Annotated in this window: 16 protein-coding genes; 5 read left to right on the top strand and 11 right to left on the bottom strand. The window is 51.0% G+C overall.

The genetic code is table 11. The features are described 5' to 3' along the window. Nucleotide 1: 1 nt before the first annotated feature. From nusB to C7B82_RS15735, 3 genes are all read right to left on the bottom strand, one after another. Nucleotides 2–643, bottom strand: coding sequence for a transcription antitermination factor NusB (nusB, locus tag C7B82_RS15725; RefSeq protein WP_106257233.1), 642 nt, complete (start codon nucleotides 641–643; stop codon nucleotides 2–4). A gap of 126 nt (nucleotides 644–769) precedes the next feature. Further along, nucleotides 770–1,522, bottom strand: a complete 753-nt coding sequence (locus tag C7B82_RS15730; RefSeq protein ID WP_181357516.1) for a DUF502 domain-containing protein — start codon at nucleotides 1,520–1,522, stop codon at nucleotides 770–772. 625 nt (nucleotides 1,523–2,147) lie between these two features. Next, the gene (locus C7B82_RS15735; protein WP_106257235.1) at nucleotides 2,148–2,924 is read right to left on the bottom strand and encodes an HpsJ family protein; all 777 of its coding nucleotides are present in this window, start codon (nucleotides 2,922–2,924) and stop codon (nucleotides 2,148–2,150) included. 102 nt (nucleotides 2,925–3,026) lie between these two features. On the opposite strand from C7B82_RS15735, the gene pgl reads away from it, so the two are divergent. Further along, nucleotides 3,027–3,752, top strand: a complete 726-nt coding sequence (gene pgl, locus C7B82_RS15740) for a 6-phosphogluconolactonase (RefSeq protein ID WP_106257236.1) — start codon at nucleotides 3,027–3,029, stop codon at nucleotides 3,750–3,752. Nucleotides 3,753–3,774: 22 nt separating this feature from the next. Here the strand turns inward: pgl and C7B82_RS32380 are convergent, their stop codons facing one another. Beyond that, on the bottom strand, nucleotides 3,775–3,927 hold the full coding sequence (locus C7B82_RS32380; protein ID WP_181357517.1) for a hypothetical protein: 153 nt from the start codon (nucleotides 3,925–3,927) through the stop codon (nucleotides 3,775–3,777). A gap of 530 nt (nucleotides 3,928–4,457) precedes the next feature. Here C7B82_RS32380 and C7B82_RS15745 point away from each other — a divergent pair. Further along, nucleotides 4,458–5,225 carry a double zinc ribbon and FHA domain-containing protein gene (locus C7B82_RS15745; protein ID WP_106257237.1) on the top strand — a complete coding sequence of 256 codons (768 nt, stop codon included), beginning with the start codon at nucleotides 4,458–4,460 and terminating at the stop codon, nucleotides 5,223–5,225. Nucleotides 5,226–5,490: 265 nt separating this feature from the next. Further along, nucleotides 5,491–6,885, top strand: coding sequence for a protein kinase domain-containing protein (locus tag C7B82_RS15750; RefSeq protein ID WP_245939924.1), 1,395 nt, complete (start codon nucleotides 5,491–5,493; stop codon nucleotides 6,883–6,885). 4 nt (nucleotides 6,886–6,889) lie between these two features. Here the strand turns inward: C7B82_RS15750 and C7B82_RS15755 are convergent, their stop codons facing one another. Beyond that, a complete protein-coding gene (locus C7B82_RS15755; protein WP_106257239.1) occupies nucleotides 6,890–7,708 on the bottom strand; it encodes a sensor histidine kinase in 819 nt (272 codons plus the stop codon). Nucleotides 7,709–8,139: 431 nt separating this feature from the next. Here C7B82_RS15755 and C7B82_RS15760 point away from each other — a divergent pair, with 431 nt between their 5' ends. Continuing rightward, nucleotides 8,140–9,804: a Ppx/GppA phosphatase family protein gene (locus tag C7B82_RS15760; RefSeq protein ID WP_106257240.1), complete on the top strand. Its 1,665-nt coding sequence runs from the start codon at nucleotides 8,140–8,142 to the stop codon at nucleotides 9,802–9,804. 21 nt (nucleotides 9,805–9,825) lie between these two features. On the opposite strand, the gene C7B82_RS15765 is transcribed toward C7B82_RS15760, so the two are convergent. Next, nucleotides 9,826–10,485, bottom strand: coding sequence for an NAD(P)H-binding protein (locus C7B82_RS15765; RefSeq protein ID WP_106257241.1), 660 nt, complete (start codon nucleotides 10,483–10,485; stop codon nucleotides 9,826–9,828). 449 nt (nucleotides 10,486–10,934) lie between these two features. On the opposite strand from C7B82_RS15765, the gene C7B82_RS15770 reads away from it, so the two are divergent. Next, on the top strand, nucleotides 10,935–11,735 hold the full coding sequence (locus C7B82_RS15770) for a DUF1997 domain-containing protein (protein ID WP_245939925.1): 801 nt from the start codon (nucleotides 10,935–10,937) through the stop codon (nucleotides 11,733–11,735). Nucleotides 11,736–11,847: 112 nt separating this feature from the next. Here C7B82_RS15770 and C7B82_RS15775 read toward each other — a convergent pair whose 3' ends face one another. From C7B82_RS15775 to C7B82_RS15795, 5 genes are all read right to left on the bottom strand, one after another. After that, a complete protein-coding gene (locus C7B82_RS15775) occupies nucleotides 11,848–12,753 on the bottom strand; it encodes a carbohydrate ABC transporter permease (RefSeq protein ID WP_106257242.1) in 906 nt (301 codons plus the stop codon). Nucleotides 12,754–13,006: 253 nt separating this feature from the next. After that, entirely contained in the window at nucleotides 13,007–13,699 is a 693-nt protein-coding gene (locus C7B82_RS15780) for a cysteine hydrolase family protein (protein WP_106257243.1), read from the bottom strand. 149 nt (nucleotides 13,700–13,848) lie between these two features. Beyond that, a complete protein-coding gene (locus tag C7B82_RS15785) occupies nucleotides 13,849–15,414 on the bottom strand; it encodes an ABC transporter ATP-binding protein (protein ID WP_106257244.1) in 1,566 nt (521 codons plus the stop codon). Nucleotides 15,415–15,611: 197 nt separating this feature from the next. Then, nucleotides 15,612–16,562, bottom strand: coding sequence for an ABC transporter permease (locus C7B82_RS15790; protein WP_106257245.1), 951 nt, complete (start codon nucleotides 16,560–16,562; stop codon nucleotides 15,612–15,614). A gap of 102 nt (nucleotides 16,563–16,664) precedes the next feature. Further along, nucleotides 16,665–17,807, bottom strand: a complete 1,143-nt coding sequence (locus C7B82_RS15795) for an ABC transporter permease (protein ID WP_106257246.1) — start codon at nucleotides 17,805–17,807, stop codon at nucleotides 16,665–16,667.

Genomic DNA, 17,807 nt, shown 5'->3' on the forward strand with positions numbered 1-17,807 from the left:
TTCACCCCAGCCCTCCTGTTGCCTGCTTTTCTGCTTTGAGCTGATCCATCACCCGACGCAAGACACCATTGATAAAGCGATGTCCGTCTTCGCCGCTATAACGCTTTGCCAGCTCGACCGCTTCATTTGCAGCGATGCGATCGGGTATACCCAAAAAAAGAATCTCTGTGACAGCGATGCGAAGAATATCACGATCGATCCAGGCAAGACGAGAGAGCTGCCAATCAACCAGCGATGTAGACAAAATTTGGTCGATCTGGTCCCGATTCGCGTTCAGCTTACCGATAATTTCAAGGGTGTAATGGCGCACATCCTGTTGATTGGCCAGTTGGATAAATTCAGGGACGTCGATCGCGACCCCCAACCGATTGATCGCAGTTTGAGTCAGCGCGATCGCATCCTCAACCATTGCCCTGGCGCTCTGCACATCGGCTGCCCGCGTTTCACTGGTCAGCAAACGGGCACTGCCCTGCTGCAGTTCAGCCGCTGCCGTTTCCAGCGCATCTTGTGCTTCACTGGTCAGCGTCCGCACGGCTGCCACAACCACGCTTTGGAGTTGCTGCATCTCCAACCGTTCTTGTTTAGCGGGTAGCTGGCTGATACTCAACAGCGCCAGTTCACGAGCGATTCGACGAGCTTGCATAAGAAAAGATAAAGGATGTAGCCTGCTTTGGAGAAGCAATAGGCTTAAGGATAACGTTTTTAAGGTACATCACGGGAAATGCCGCACGGTTTCATCTTTATACGCTTAAGCCTTCATCCCGTTTCTCTAGCTTTCCCAGAGGTCTTCTTCCAGAGTGATCGCTTGTCGACTCTGCTCTGGAAATAAATCAAATGTTCGAGCGCTAGACGCTGGCAACGACGTATTAGACGCCGATGAAGAAGACACCATCGAGGCATCTGGAGCGACGATGCCACCAGAAATCACGACTTTGAATGCGTCTTCGATCGGCATGGAAAGGTCAATCACAGCATTTTCGGGCACTACTGCATACCAACCTGTAGTAGGGTTTGGCGTTGTCGGAATAAACACGCCTAACATCGGGCTGGTAAAGCGCGACTGAAACTCGCTGCTTAAGACCCCAGTCACAAAACCAAGTGACCAGACACCCTGACGGGGATATTCCACTAGTACCACTCGTCGGAACTTTCCACTCGAATCCTTCAGCAGGGTTTCTAGAAGCTGTTTGAGCGTTTTATAAACCGAACCCGCCAGCGGAATGGCTTGCAGTACGCGCTCACCAAAATCCAGCAACCAGCGACCGGCAATGTTCCGCGCCATCAAGCCAATTAGTAAGATGCAGAGCAGTGGTACGGTCAAGCCCACTACCAAGTTCAGCAGATTTACCAGAATCGGATTCAGACCATCAAAGGGATTTACTTGCTTCGGAATGCGAGTCAGAAAATTGACAACCCAGTTTGCGATCGTGATGGTGAGCCAAATAGTGGTTGCTAGAGGAATGACGACTAGCAGCCCTGCGATCAGGTCATTTTTGAGGTCTTGCTTGAGGCGTTGAATCACGGGCACCCACTCTCCTGTAATTGCGGCGGAAACTGTAGCAACACTGACGATTCAAAAAGACCAAAATCTCTGCGGTGTTCAGCCTGAGAAATGAGTTGAACTCATTTTGATTGACTGCATATCGCGAATTTTACTAACCCCATCATGACTACTTGAGCGAAGGACGCTTTGTTACTCAGTTGCTTACAAGCGTCTTCAAGAATTGTAACGAATAATGTAAAGGAGTGTTACGTTTCCGACTTCGTGCGGTGCGTTGGTGCCATGCGCGTTGCCAGTCAATCGAGGCTGGGCGGCACTCAGGATGCCGACACCATTCGTTGACCGGTCTCAAACTGATCTGCATGATGTGAGATCATCCTCAGGATACCCTACGGTGATTCGGTATCACACGCGACTGTTAATTTTGTGCTTGAAAAGAAAGGCTCACGGTTCTCTAGAGCGATGGCAAGCTGACAGTGACGACCCTCAGAGCTCTTTTCCAGTCTTAAACAGTCTTAAAGTGATTTCCGAGAAAAAATGTACTGCTGGGTAGGGGCAGGTTTTGCCAGCATCTTTGCCTCTAGCCCATCGCTTTGGTGCCTGCCCTACAGGTCTTTTGTTTGCTAGAAAGCGCCTAAGTAGCAGTCTAAGACGAGGGATTATTGCGTTGATTCTGGGTCGACAGAAGATACCGTAGTCCTGTCCAGCCGATCACGGCATAGCCGATCGCCAGCACCAGACTTGCCACACCACTTCGCATCCCTGATCGCAACTTGTTATCGTTAATCTGGGTTTCCAGCTTGCGCTTATTGTCACGAATCTGCGTCAATTTTTGGTCGCGTTCAGGAGCGATTTGAGCTTCCAACGCCTTGGGGTCAGCCTTGAATTTTTGCAGTTGATCCAGTTTCTGCTTTGCTTGCGCTAGTTGTGCTCCCTGAAGCTGACCACTTTGAATCAGCTGGTCGATTTGACTCGACTGGGCATCAATCTGCCCTTTTAGCTGCTGCACCTGGCTATCAATCTGACTTTCAGCCCGGCTGGCATCTTGCGTAATTTGCTTCATCTGTTCGTCTGCGGCTGTATTGGTAGCATTGACGCTGAGGGGAATCAGCAGCAGAAAAACTAAGCCAAGCAAGCTGGATAGTAGGGCAGAACCTAGTTTCAAACCGCGTGATCGTTCCACATTGGTGGGCGTATCGAGCGCACTTTCGACCCAGAAGCCGATGAACAAAAAGCCAAAGCCCATCATAGGAATGAAACCGCGATCGACCAATTGAGTCGTCGTTGTGAACAGCCATTGACTATCCTGGAACTTAGCGGACGAGAGTACCACCACGCAATCCAGTAGGTAGAGCACGATCAGTACGAGCCCAACGACTTTAAGGATAAGGGCAGTAAGAGGGGAGGCATTAAGTGTTTTCATCGACTTCTATAAATGGGATGGCAATTGACTGAAACTGCTCTAGCAACCTCTTATAGTAGACTACGGAGTTGGATCTCTTGAAGAAATTGAGCGGCTGAAAGCATGAACAAAATTGTAGAGGTGCTTCCAGATAAGGACGCACTGATTCAGCGATCACTAGCGATCGTTGTAGACAAAATCCAGGCAGCGATCGCGGCACGGGGACGTTGCACGATCGCCCTTGCAGGCGGCAGCACACCTAAACCGTTGTACGAACAGCTTGCAACGCAAAACCTTGCCTGGGAAAAGCTTCACATTTTCTGGGGCGATGAACGCTACGTGCCATCGGATCATCCCGACAGTAACGAAGGGATGGCGCGCCATGCTTGGCTCGATCAAGTCGCGTTCCCGCTCACTAATGTTCACCCGATGACCACGGCAAATGCTGAACCAGCGGTGTCTGCCAGCCAGCATGAGATGGAGCTACAGCAATTCTTTCAGCTTCAGCCAGGAGCCTATCCACGCTTCGATCTGATTCTGCTGGGCATTGGCGATGACGGACATACGGCATCTCTCTTCCCTCATACAGATGCATTACAGGTGCGCGATCGCCTTATTACGGTTGGTAATAAAGACGGGCAGCCTCGAATTACTTTCACCGTACCCTTGATCAATCATGCTCGCACCGTCCTTTTTATGGTAGCTGGTGCCAGTAAGCGGCCTGCGCTGGCTCAGATCTTTGCACCTGTTGCTGATGCGGCGATTTACCCTGCGCGCCTGATCCAGCCTGAGGGAGAACTTGTGTGGCTGCTAGATCAGCCTGCAGGGCAGGAACTTAACGTGAACTGATGCAAGCCTGCTTGCAGCTGCTTTAGTCAAGGGTAAAGAGCTTTCTAGCAAACAAAGGACCCGTAGCGACAGGTTTGATCACAAGGTAAACGGCTAGAGGGCATGACTCTGGCAAAACCTGCTGTACCCAACGGTAAATTTCTGCTTGTAATGCCAATTCCGTCTGAATCTGCACAGAACTGCAGGTTGGGTTTCGTCAGACTCAACCCAACCAAGCGATTGCTAACGTAACGCCTCTGGCATACCTGCACTAGGGGTTTCACGCTGTTTAACCCAACCGACACTGCATGATTCTATGCCTCTTCAACAAGCATTGGTATAAAGCTCCTAACGGGTTGCCCAGCAATGAGTTCTCAGGATCGTGGATTAAATGAAATCGACAAATTATTTGCAGGTAGGGGCGCACGGCCCGTTTTCCCCTACGGGAAATGTCAGAGTGATTAAATTCTTGTTCCTTAGTGACGAGCTATGAGAAAAGGGTGAGCGACTGAAGACTGAGGGGTAACCACTGACCAAGCCTTTCACTATATCCCTCTGAAAAGCTAGATGACAGCGAGCCTGATTTCAAAGTAGAACTGGAATAACAGGCAATCCGCTGTAAACTGGCAGCTAAAAGGGCTGTTTAGCATCGCCTGTGCTCTAAGTAGCACTCGTCGTCTTGGCAGCGGATTCTCTATGATGGAATTGATATAGGGGAAAGAGTCCATGATTGTTTGTCCGAATTGCAATCATCAAAATCCTGATGGCGCAGTTCAGTGTGAAGCCTGTTATACACCCTTACCTGCGACCATGAGCTGCCCAAACTGTGGCACCACGGTTCAGGCAGATGCCAGTTTCTGTGGCCAGTGTGGCTATAACCTCCGCACTGCTGCCAGCAACCAACCTGCCGAAAGCGTGGTGCATTCAGCAGCAGCACCGGAGGCTGTACCAGTTATGCCAGAATTGCTCCCGCTGGATCCACTTGTGCCGCCCGATCCGCTTGTTGCACCACCAATGGCGCTTCCTGACACCCCGGTTGCGCTTGAGGCTCCTGATCCGATGCCTGCGGCTTCCCCTATCCCCGTCATCAGCCAACCGTCTGCGAACGGGGAAGCTGTTGCTGTATCGCCGCCAGCACAGAGCAGCTCGACCACTCAACTGCAACAGCAAACGGCACGTCTCTTACATCTGCAAACCAGTGCTTCGTTAGAATTGCCGCAGAGTCTGACCGTTATTCACATTGGCAAACCTAACGATCGCATTCCCCCCGATATTGATGTGTCTGGCTTCCCCGACTCTGAAATTGTGTCTCGCATTCATGCTGATATCCGACTTGAAGGGGACGCTTACTACCTAGAGGATGTGGGTAGTTCTAACGGCACTTACATCAACAATGTGCCACTACCGATGGGTAACCGTCACCGTCTACGGCAGGGCGATCGCATTGCTCTAGGCAAGGGCGACAAGGTAACATTTTTGTTCCAGCTTTCCTGACGTTAGACGTGAGCTTTGTTGGCAAGGTGAAGTCAGCCCGTCACACTGACTCGTCACTGCGTAAGTTATGAGTACGATGTCTGTCTCATACGTTCCTTCAGATAGTCGTGTATCGTTAGAAAACTTGCCACGATCGATTACGAAAATTTTCGGTTCTACAGCAGCAAAAGCGGCGTAGGATGGAAGCACGTTTTCGGACGGTAGCAGTCTTTGCCACAAGTTATTACTCAGACTTTATACCGCCAGTGTGATTACCCTCACCCTTTTGCATCCGATTCAGTCGATTCCGGTTCAAAGTTGGACCTTTGAACACGAATCTGTTATTCGAATTGGACGATCAACCGATAATCACGTTATTCTCTACAGCGCAGTCGTTTCTCGTCATCATGTCGAGCTGCGCGAAGTCGATTCGCGGTGGGAAGTTATCAGCTTAGGTGCAAACGGCACCTACGTAGACAGCAAGCGCATTACGCAGATGCCGATCGTGGACAGTCTTGTGATTCGGCTGGCGCGATCAGGCCCTAACATTCAAATTCATGTGGGCTCTTTACCTCCTGACAGTGGTAAAGCATTACAGGGCGATCAAACCAGAGCGCAACGAGTGAAACCTAGTCTGAGCGACGTTCTACCTGCTGATGTAGGCAGATCTGTGCAGCCAGGTGGCATGTCGCTCATTCCCAATCTGGAGATACCCGTAACCAAACAGCCAGAGGACGACTCATCGCCTCTCAATCATCCCTCTGGCGATCGTAGGCAGCAAGCCACTGACATGAGTGGTGTCAATGGGTTGCCTGCCGTGGTACCGCCTGCGGATCTGGTGAGCTGTACGCATCCCCGCGCTCAAGGAAACGTGCTGTTTTGTCCAGACTGTGGTGAACCGCTGCAGGTAACGCAAACAGTGGGCGACTATCAGGTGGTTAAGACGGTTCGTCAAGACCCGGTTGGCATGACTCAGCTAGTCTGGCGCAACGGTCAGAGTTTAGTCTTAAGAACGGTCAATCCAGAATGGCAGCAGCCAGATATCTTAGAAGCTTTCACCCAGCAAGCAACGCAACTGCTGACGCTCGATCATCCAGGTTTACCTCATTTTGTTGATTTCTTTGTGAATGAAGGAAAGCCTCATCTGGTGCGGCGACGAGTTTATGGGCAAAGCTTTCAGCAACGGGTTGGCCGACAGGGACTCTTGACGCAAACCGAGGCGATCGCCACGATCGTGCAAGTCTGCGACACACTGGACTATCTGCATCAACAGTCCCCAGCCTTGCTACATGAGGATCTGAGGCCTGAGAATTTGATCCAACAAACCGTCCCGGCTGGTAACATCACGCTGGTTGGGTTTGTTTCTCTCCGCTCATTCGTTGCCGAACGCTCCGAGCCGTCATTGTATATGGCTCCCGAACAAGCGCAGGGCCAAAAGACGGTTGCGGCAGATCTGTTCGCTCTCGGTCCGATCCTGGTTTTTCTGCTCACCGGTCAAGCGCCCGACGCATTCTATGCCCAACGAGAGCAAGGGTTTCGCTTTTATCCAGAGTATGTGCCTGGACTAGCAACGGAACTGGTGACGATCATCCGTCGATTGACTAGCCCCCAGCCAGAAGACCGTTACGCAACTGCGAAAGAAGTAGCGGATGCACTTTTGAGTGTGTCTATCACTGCATAATCTATCACTGCATAAAAGTAGCAAGGCTTTGACCATCGACGGTTGGCACGGTGAATGAAAAGCAGCTACCTTCGCCATGCACGGATTCAAAGTAAAGCTTTCCGCCTTGATTTTCGACCAGCAGCTTGCAAAGAGAGAGCCCCAACCCAGTGCCCTTGATAGCGTGCCGATCGCGGTGCTGTACTCGGTAAAACCGCTCAAAGAGATGGGGTTGATCTGCTACAGGAATCCCTAAGCCATGATCACGGACCCAAATCGTTACCCAGCCAGCTTGCTGTACTGCGGCACCGATTTCGATCGGGGCACCGTTGGGAGAGTATTTAATCGCATTCGATATGAGATTGACCAACACCTGCGACAGTTGCCAGCGATCGCTCCAGATATGCGCTAGGTCGGGTTCAAACTGATGCGTTGCCTCAACGTCATGAAAGCCCATCATGACCTCTTCTACTAAGCTCTTTGCACAAAAGCCCACTGCCTGGGTCTTAAGCGCCCCCGTTTCCAAGTTACGCAGCGCCATTAAATCCTGCAGCAGTTGTCTTAAGCGATGCACTTGTTGGTGCACAACATCCAAAAATTCTTGGCGGTGTTCTGCGCCCAAACTAGGTTCTGCTAGCAACGAAACAGAGCCACCCAATGCCGTTAATGGGGTTGCCAACTGGTGAGTCAGCAAGTGCATGAGTTGCGTTTGCTGAGCAATTTGCTCTTTAAGCGATTGGTTTTCTAAGAGCGCCTGCAGCAAGCGATCGTCTCCTGCTTCAGACACAATGGTGGCTTGACTTGCTGGAGCAAGGGAGGGCTCGTTGTTTGGCAGCGAAGACATAGAGCAACTCTGAATGCAAGTGAGCAGTCGGTACGTTAATCAGCCGTTGTCAGCAAAGCATTAACCCTACCAACACCTTAACATTATGTTACAAATCTTGTTTGTATGCCTCTGTGCCTTTACGGTGGCGCTGGAGTATCACTTTAGCGGTCAGGTCAATCTTCTTGGTTTGAAGCCTTGATAGCGCTGTTCAACCGCACCGATTCAACGAAATTTAAAGAGTCTTCTAATACCCATCAGAATGCTCTGAAAAGGTGATTAAATGAACCCGGACATACCTCCTAGGTGAAGTCTTAATTTGGGTACAGGCTTAGCTTGAGTAAGGTCTTGGCTTGCCTAAGTGTCCTGATTAATTTGTCTGTGCAGCGTAAGTAGCAGTAATCAGTATCAATCATTTCGGCTCAGTCGATTGAGCCCTTAGGTATATCAAGATGGTCAGCGCAGTTCCTAAGATTAAAAAGAAGTTGGTGAGCATCCCCGCGATGACAATGGCGCATGAACGCATTCTAGCTGCGATCGATGTGGGTACAAACTCCATCCACATGGTTGTGGTTCGCATTCAGCCTGCGCTCCCTGCTTTCACAATTATTGCTAGAGAAAAGACGACGGTTCGGCTGGGCGATCGCAATCGGCAAAACGGCAATCTCACCGACGAAGCAATGGAGCGGGCGATCGATACCCTCAAGCGCTGTCAAGAAATTGCCAAAAGCCTGAACGCTGAGCAGACGATCGCGGTGGCTACTAGCGCCACGCGGGAAGCCCCGAATGGACGTGATTTTTTGCAGCGCATCGAAGCAGAGGTAGGGCTGTGGATTAATCTGATTTCGGGTCCCGAAGAAGCCCGTCGTATCTACCTGGGTGTGCTGTCCGGGATGGAACTTAATGGTCAGCCCCACGTCATCATCGACATTGGTGGTGGCTCCACGGAATTAGTACTGGGTGATGGGCATGAACCGCGCACCCTAAGCAGCACTAAAATCGGCGCTGTTCGTTTGACCGTTGAGCATATTACGACTGACCCCATCAGCAATGTCGAATTTCAGGCGCTTCAAGCCTACATTCGAGGGATGCTAGAGCGCCCAGTTGAAGAGCTGAAAGCCGGTCTGCAGCTAGGCGAAAAACCGCGTTTGGTCGGAACATCTGGCACGATCGAAACCTTAGCGATGATCCATGCGCGGGAAAAAACAGGCGCAGTGCCATCACCGCTGAATGGCTACGAGTTTAGCCTGAAAGATTTACGAGAAACCGTGGCGTATCTTCGTCGCCTTTCGGTGGCAGGCCGAACGGAGATTCCTGGTGTTAACGATCGACGCGCCGAAATTATTCTGGCGGGAGCGCTCATTCTTCAGGAAGCGATGACGCTATTGGGTATGGAGTCGATCGTAATTTGTGAGCGATCGCTACGAGAAGGAGTCATTGTCGATTGGATGCTGACCCACGGTTTGATTGAAGATCGCCTGCGCTATCAAGGGTCTGTGCGCCAGCGTAGCGTGCTCGACACTGCGAACAAGTACCGAGTCAAGCTAGACTACAGCGAGCATGTGGCAACTTTTGCGCTCAGCCTGTTCGACCAAACTCAAGGTAGTCTGCACAATTGGGGCGAAGAAGAGCGCGAACTGCTATGGGCGGCCGCTATTTTGCACAACTGCGGGCACCACGTGAGCCATTCCTCCCATCACAAGCACTCCTACTACCTGATCCGTCATAGCGATCTGCTGGGCTATACCGAAACTGAAATTGAAACGATCGCCAACCTCGCCCGCTATCACCGCAAAAGCGCTCCCAAAAAGAAGCACGAAAGCTATCGCAGTCTGACCAGTAAGCGCCATCGACATGTTGTAGATCAACTGAGCGCTCTACTGCGTTTGGCGGTTGCCCTCGATCGTCGCCAAATTGGTGCCGTTAAGCAAGTGGTTTGCGAAGTGCGTCCCCAATCCCAGGAATTCAGGCTCCTCATTCAGCCAGCCAAGCCTGACGATGACTGCGCTCTAGAACTTTGGAGCCTCGACTACAAAAAAGCCAGCTTTGAAACCGAGTTTGGGCTCAAGCTAGTGCCTGTTTTGCAAACAGCCGCCGCTGCAGTTGTTGGTTGTTAGTTATTGATTGCGTCCGTCTCTTCAAGCAACTGCGACAAAAAGGTCATCGAAGCTCTTAGCGGGTGCATCGGCTTTCGCTACGATCTCGACAATCTTGTTGCGAGCAGAGGGTAAGAAAAGCGCTTCAACGCAGGTCTGCGCTACTTTCGTGCGGGGAATACTGCCCTCGAAGAGCGTATCAGCAGATGACATAACCACCGCATCGGCGTTATCTTCGTTTTTCAAGCCACCTGGACGGACGATCGTGTAAGTCAAACCGCTCTTTTGAAGGTACTCTTCAGCCTGCTTCTTCCAGACCAAAATCAGAAAGAAAAGATTTAAGGGATGAAATAATTGCGAGGTGCACAGAGACGAGACAAAAACAAAGTGCTCAATGCCGTGCGCTTTTGCCGCCTCAACCAAATTTTTGGTGCCTTCATAATCAACCTTATAGGGAGCTGTTGGGTCAAAGCCAGGTTTTGCGCCAGTGGCACAGAGTATGACCGTGCTGTCGCCCAGCACACTCGCTAAACGTTTGGTGTCTAAAACATCACCCTCAACTAGTTCTGCTTCGGGCGGCAAAACGGCTTGAGCTTTTGCCCGGTCACGGACCAGAGCACGCACGGGGATGCCTCGCTCTACAAGCTCCTTAACGATGCGTTGACCAGTTTGTCCTGTGGCTCCAGCTACAAACGCTTTCATAATTCTGCTCCTGATTGTGTCTATGGACAAAGGGGTGGTTAGGATGGGCAATAGATGCCAGTTGGATGGAAGAACATCACTAAAGCCAGTGCAACAGTTTGCAAAAGGCTCAAGCACCTGAACCCAAAGCTTCTGATGCTGCAAGGCAAGCATCTTTACCTAGACTTTATCGAATTCTCTATGCAAACAAACCTACCGTATGGATAGAGTCGTGATTTCGGATTGATTTGCAGCCTGCTTGTATAGTTGGTATGTTAATGAATGTTAAGTTGCCGCCTTCACTGGATGTAAGATATTGCAAGCAGTAGCCCTGAAGCCTTTGATTTGCAGTCGCTAATCTTTGTGGTAACAAATTACTGTTGCATGCGCTGATGTTGATTCCGCTGGTTTTGCAGAAATCCGTAAAACCTCGGTGAGGACGTGAAGAGCGAAAGAGGCACTATAGACCTATGCAACTAGCAACTAACGTCGAGCCGTCTATCATGCAGTCACACTCCACTGAATCCCAATCGACTGAGCTTCCTGAAGGCTTGCTGCACACCGCGTCGGTCATTCCAGATATGAACTACCTGATGACAGAGGACTCTGACCAAAATCTGCTTGAGCCGACTCAGTTTCGTAGCCATTTTGTAGACTGCATGGAAATGTCTGCAGATCTGCCTACGGTGGCTGCGTATCTCGATGCTCACTCAGTCTGGTTTCACAATTGCGCTCAGCCAATGGTCGTCGAGCCGCTAGGAGATAACGGCTATGCCTTGGTGATTGGCCGCTTTGGCTCGTATGGCTACCAGATTGAGCCAAAGATTGGTTTGCATCTGCTGCCCCAAGATCATGGCGTCTACCGCATTGAGACCATTGCTATCCCTGGATACGTGATGCCGGGTTACGACGTTGACTTTCGGGCTGCGATGACTCTGGTGGAAGCGGGTGCAGAGTCAGCTTCCAGTTTGCTCGATCGCCCTGGAACACCCTCCGCTAAAACGACGCGCGTAGAGTGGCAGTTAGATCTAACGGTATCGATTCAGTTTCCACGGTTTATTCACGCGCTGCCCAAAAGCCTAGTTCAAAACACAGGCGATCGGCTGCTGCGCCAAATTGTACGTCAGGTATCCAATCGCCTTACGCGCAAGGTCTTAGAAGATTTTCACCAAACCCACGGGTTGCCACTCCCAAAACCTGCCAAACGCTGGTTTTTCCAAAAATCAGAAAGCGTTTTGGATGAGCCTTTGGGCGATGAGCCGACCGTTTAGAAGTTGTTAGGCAGCGGTCAGCAATCAGCATTTAGCTCCGGATTAATTGCTAATCACTGATCGCGCTCAGCAAGGATGAGCTTTTTAAGGGAGCATTGAACTTCACTCGTACCTAATGCTCCTTCACGGTCAGCCGTTCAAAGCTGAGCCGCAGCAATGACAGACCGAGAATGATCAAAAACATCACCAGCCCGATCGTGCAGGCGTAGCTCATCTCCAGGTCTTGAAAGGCTTGCTCATAGACGTAATACACGATGGTCTTGGAACTGTTGCGCGGCCCTCCCTGAGTCATGATGTAGACCTCTTCGAAGACTTTCGTGGCCGAAATCGCCGAAATCACGGCAACCAGTAACAAATAGGGTTGCATGAGTGGGACGGTGATATCCCAATGCTTCTTGATGCCATCGGAACCATCGATCGCGGCTGCTTCATACAAATCTTCTGGAATAGCCTGTAAGCCTGCCAGGTAGATCACCATGTAGTAGCCCAGGCCTTTCCAGACCGTGACGACCATCACGCTAAAAATGGCCCAGCTAGGACTGGTCAGCCAGGGAATGCCACTGGTTGACAGATTTGCCAGCTTGAGGAGTTGATTCAGCAAACCGTTATCCGCGTAGAGCCACTTCCAGGCAATGCCAGCGACGACCATTGAAATAATGACTGGCGTGTAGTACGCCACCCGAAACCAGCGGATGCCACGTAGCTTTTGGTTAACCAGAATTGCCAATCCTAATGGTAGCGTCACCAAAATCGGCACGACACCGACCAAATAAAGCACCGTATTGCGAAAGGTTTCCCAGAAGACGCGATCGCTCCACAGCCGCCGAAAATTCTTCAGCCCAATCCACACAGGCGGCTGCGTCAGGTCAAAGTCATAACGGGTAAAGCTCAGGTAAAACGCCTGTAGGGCTGGATAAAACACCGTCAGACTAAGGACAAGCAGAGCAGGCAACAAAAAAAGGTAAGGCGTAAGCCATTGTAGCAACAGGCTCCGATCCTTCAGCATCCATTTGGGCATTTCAATGTGAGCGGCAAAACGATAAGCAGATCTAGCCCATCATAAAGGGAATGGGGAAGAGGGAGCGTTTTGAGTTTTGTAAGCAAACCTCGGAAGTTTTAGCCAAGCATTGAACCTCATGGCTAAACTCAACGCTCAAACCTCCGAGGTTTTGGTTGCTCAAGTTCTAAGGCTTGAGTTGATTCTGATCCCTCTCACTTACCTTTAGCCCTCATCCGTCATCCCTTATCCGTCATCCCCTCTGCCTTCCGCCCTAGACCAGTGCTTCCGAAGGTTTCCAGGCTTCTAGACCTTTGAGGACTTCAGCGGCTGTGGCAGTCCAGCCGACGATGCCGCCTTGGGCACGCACCATTTCTAACGTTGATTGTTTAAATTCGGGGAAGTAGCTTTCGGTGCAGTCTTCGACCATGACGCATTCGTAGCCGCGATCGTTGGCTTCACGCATGGTTGTCTGCACACATACCTCAGTGGTGACACCAGTAATAAATAGATGGGTGATGCCTTGTGCTTTCAGCATCGATTCCAGTTCAGTGGCATAGAAGGCTCCTTTTCCAGGCTTGTAAATCACCGTTTCGTTTGGCAGCGGAGCAAGTTCGGGAATGATGCCATTGCCGGGTTCGCCCTTCACTAAAATGCGTCCCATTGGCCCTTCGCTACCGATCGTCAACTCACCTTTACCGCGCTTAATTTTAGAGGGTGGGCAATCGGAAAGATCAGGTTGATGACACTCGATCGTGTGAAAGATGGGTAGATCTAACGCGCGGAAGCCGTCGATCAGTTGCTTGAGCGTGGGGACGATCGCTCGTAGTAAACCAACATTATTTCCCAAAATATCGCCAAAACCACCGAGTTCCATAAAGTCACGCTGCATGTCAATCACAATCAACGCTACATTCCCAGAAGCAGGCAATTCGTAATCGTAAGGTAGGGCAGAAATGGTAACCATAGGATGAGGTTTGAGTTAAGAGGTTTGAGTTTTGAATTGAAGAATATATTCAGTGAGTTTTGTATGTTTTGGGTCAAAAGTTTGCAGCAAAAACTGATTGAGTTTCGCAACTAACTCAAAACTCAGCACTCAAAACTCATAATTAGCGTCTAATGTCCCGCCATGCTTTGACCGATCGCGGCAAAGTCTGCTTCTTCGATTTTGCTTTCGTAGGCAAACGTGCCGCCGCTGATGACGAAGATGCGATCGGAGAGTTTCAGCAGCTCATCCAGATCCTCACTAACCAGCAACACAGCAACACCACGGTTACGGGCTTCGAGAATTTGGCCGTGAATGTAGTCCACCATCGCAAAGTCCAGACCAAAGCAGGGATTGGCGGCAATCAGCAACTTAATGTGGTCTTCTGAAAGTTCGCGTGCCAGAACGGTTCTCTGAACGTTGCCTCCAGAGAGATTGCCGACGGGCGTATCGGGCGATGGGGTTTTGATCTTGAACGAGCTAATGAGGCCCACTGCCATCTCGCGGATGGCTTTGAAGATCAACAGAATGCCTTTTGCCTGGGGTGGACGATCGAACGTCCGCAACGCCAAATTTTCAGCCACGCTCATGTGGGCGACACAGGCATTGCGAAGGGGTTCCTCTGGCAGAACAAACACGCGATTTTTAAACATTTCGGCGCGGGTCATCGTGTAGACTTGACCATCGACTAGCACTTCACCAGCCGTCGCAGGGCGCTGACCGGCCAGTACTTCAACCAGTTCGCGCTGTCCGTTGCCCGAAATGCCAGCAATGCCGACGACTTCGCCACTGTGCACCGTGAGATTAACACCACCTACGGCTTCCAAGCCGTTGTCTTTGTTGGCATGGATGTCTTTAATTTCCAGGACAGCTTTGGGTTCGCCGTGAAGCGTCTTCTCAACTTTCTGCGGCTCCCGCTTTTCGCCCATCATCATCTCCGCCATTTCGGAGACGGTCATCTCTTTGACCCTGCCGTTACCCGCAAACTGACCTTTACGCAGTACCGTAATTTCGTCGGCGAAGGCAGTAATTTCGCGAAACTTGTGGCTGATCATCAACACGCTGAGCTTGCTATCCGTCACCTGCTCGCGAATTAAGCCCAGGACTTCATCAGCTTCCGCAGGTGTGAGCACAGACGTGGGTTCGTCCAGAATCAGGATTTTGCTTTGCAGGTAGAGCTGCTTAAGGATTTCCAGTTTTTGCTTTTGTCCAGCCGCAAGTTGGGCGATCGTCATATCCAGAGGCACTTTGAAGGGTGCAGTCTCCATGAAAGCTGACAAATCTTCGAATTCTTTTTTCCAGTTAATGAGGTTGGTGTTGTCAAAGCGGGACAGCACGAGGTTCTCTGCCACGGTCATCGCTGGGACGGAGGTAAAATGCTGATAAACCATCCCAATGCCATGTGTATGGGCATCGCGAGGGCTACCGATCGACTCTACCTGGCCATTAATCAGCACTTCACCAGACGTGGGCGTATAGAAGCCCATGATGCATTTGACCAGTGTGCTCTTACCAGCGCCATTTTCCCCCAGCAGGGCGTGAAAGGTGCCTGGTTTTAGCTTCAAAGAGACGTTTTCCAGAGCAGTGAAGGTGCCAAACCGCTTGGTCATATTGACCACTTCTAAATCGGGAGGGCCAAGTAACGCATGGGCATTATTGGTTGATTGGTGGGTTAAAGAGTCTGCAACTTCCGTCATGCTGCCTCCTGAGGGGATTTTAGATTTTAGATGAGTGATTTTAGATGGGCGATTCGGTTTTAAGCTGGCAAGGATGTCGTTGATTTCGGATTTCAGATTGAGCCTTGGGACGGGCTGCCATTGGCTGAATCAGTGCGTTGGGTCTAGCAATCCCCGATTCACTCTAAAATCCAAACTCTAAACTCTAAAATCTCCGCTTAGCCGCTGATGGTTCCCAATGCGCCGGGTGCACCAGAAAGCGTTTTCTTGGGTGAGCACGTGATGATCATGATCAGTAACGTCAAAACATAGGGTGCCGCATTGAATAGATAGCGCCCTTGCTCAATACCAACCGATTGTAAAGCGGGACCAACCGCTTGAGCGCCACCAAAAAAGAGTGATGCCCACAAACACTGAATGGGGTTCCAACGGGCAAAAATCACTAGCGCAACCGCCATTAAGCCTTGACCGCTAGAAATGCTTTCAGACCAAAGACCGGGATAGTAAAGGGATAAGCATGCCCCCCCAATGCCTGCTAAGAAGCTACCTGCCACAATACAGAGCATCCGTACTTTGGGAACGGACATGCCCATTGCCAGAGCGGCATCGGGACTGTCGCCAACGGCACGGATAAACAAACCCCAGCGGGTCGATTTGAAGAACCAGAACATGAGGGGCGCGATCGCCACACCTAAGATAAATAGCGGGCTAATCTTGAGTGCCGACTGCACAGCGGGAATCGAACTCCAGTTACCGAGGTCGATCGTGGGTAAGGGTGGTGCTTTGGGTTGAATGAATGGTTTGCCCAGGAAGAATGCAATACCACTGCCAAAAATAATCATGGCAATACCAACCGCAATGTCATTGACCTTGGGCTGCTGCGACAGCCAAGCGTGGATAAAGCCCAATGCCATCCCTGCCACACCTGCCACCAGTACTCCAATCCAGGGAGAGATCGCCGGACCGACCTTATCTTGCAACAGGTACGATACTGCGTAGGCACTCATTGCTCCCGTCAGCAGCGTGCCTTCTAGTCCCAGATTGATCTTGCCGCTTTTTTCTGTCAGGCACTCACCCAAACTTACGAACAAAAAGGGTGCACTGCCGCGCAGCGTGCCAGCAAAAATCCCCAATACAACACCCCATGCGCCTAATGCTTCTGTTGCCATAACGTGCCTCTAAACAAGTGTGAATGGAAGAAAGGCTAAAGGATGAACGGTAAAGGCTAAAGAGAAATTTAGCCTTTAGCCCTTAGCCTTCATACTTTCCTTCTAGACTGTTGCAGCGGTAACTGCCGACGGTGGTGGAGCTTTCAGCTCCGGCTCCTTAAAGATCTTCAAGCGTCCATAAAGAGACTCGCTGTACAGAACGACAATGAAGACGATGCCCTGAAACACCAGAACCGTGGCATCCGGCATGTTAAAGACACGTTGCAGTGCACCACCGCTGGCAATAATGCCACCGAGGAGAATGGCAACGAGAGCCGCCGCGAGAGGATTGTAGCGAGCAACGAAGGCAACCAGGATGCCTGCATAGCCATAGCCTGCAATGATCGATGCGTTTGCCTGACCTTGAACGGCAGCGACCTCAATCATGCCTGCTAGCCCGGCACACGAGCCTGCCAGGAAACAGATGATGATGGTGAGCTTTCCAACCGGCAGCCCCGCAATCCGAGCGGCTTTGATGTTGCCACCAGCGGTACGAGCCGCAAACCCAAAGGTGGTGTGCTGAATCAAGAAGTAGGCAATCACGCAGGCGATAATGCCATAAATCAAGCCGTAGTGGATGCGAGTTGAGAAGATGTTCCCGATTTTATAGAGGTCTGGAATCGGGAAGCTAGACGGCTTGTTGAGCGATGAGGGGTCTTTCATCGGCCCTTCGACCAGATGATTCAAGAGGGCGATCGCGATGTAGTTCATCAGCAAGCTGCTAATGGTTTCATTAACGGCCCGATAATGACGCAACGCTCCGACGATCGCAATCCATACTCCGCCGAACACAATGCCACCGAGCGCCATCCCAAGCTGCACAACGAATGGTGGCAGACCTAAAAGATTTTGCGCTTGCTCAGCTGACGGCAACAGCGTGCCGTAAGACAGGAAGAGGCCAAAGATGGTTGCGCCAATGCCGCCCATCACCAGGGCGCCCTCATTACCAATGATCATCAGCCCTAGCCGTGCTGGGAGAGCTGTACAAAGGGCTGTGAGCATCAGTGGTGCGGCACGTAACAGGGTGCCCTGGAACGATCGCCAGTTGCCAAACGCAGACTTATAGATCGCCTCGTAGATAGCGAATGGATTTCTGCCGCAGATGGCACAGAAAACACCGAAAATGACCAACGCGACGATCAAGGCACCCAAAGGGATGCAAATTGCTTCAGCGGTCGATCGCCAGTTAGAACGACTTAGTGCCAT

The sequence above is a fragment of the Stenomitos frigidus ULC18 genome (assembly GCF_003003795.1).
GTDB classification, from domain to species: Bacteria; Cyanobacteriota; Cyanobacteriia; order Leptolyngbyales; family Leptolyngbyaceae; genus Stenomitos; species Stenomitos frigidus_A.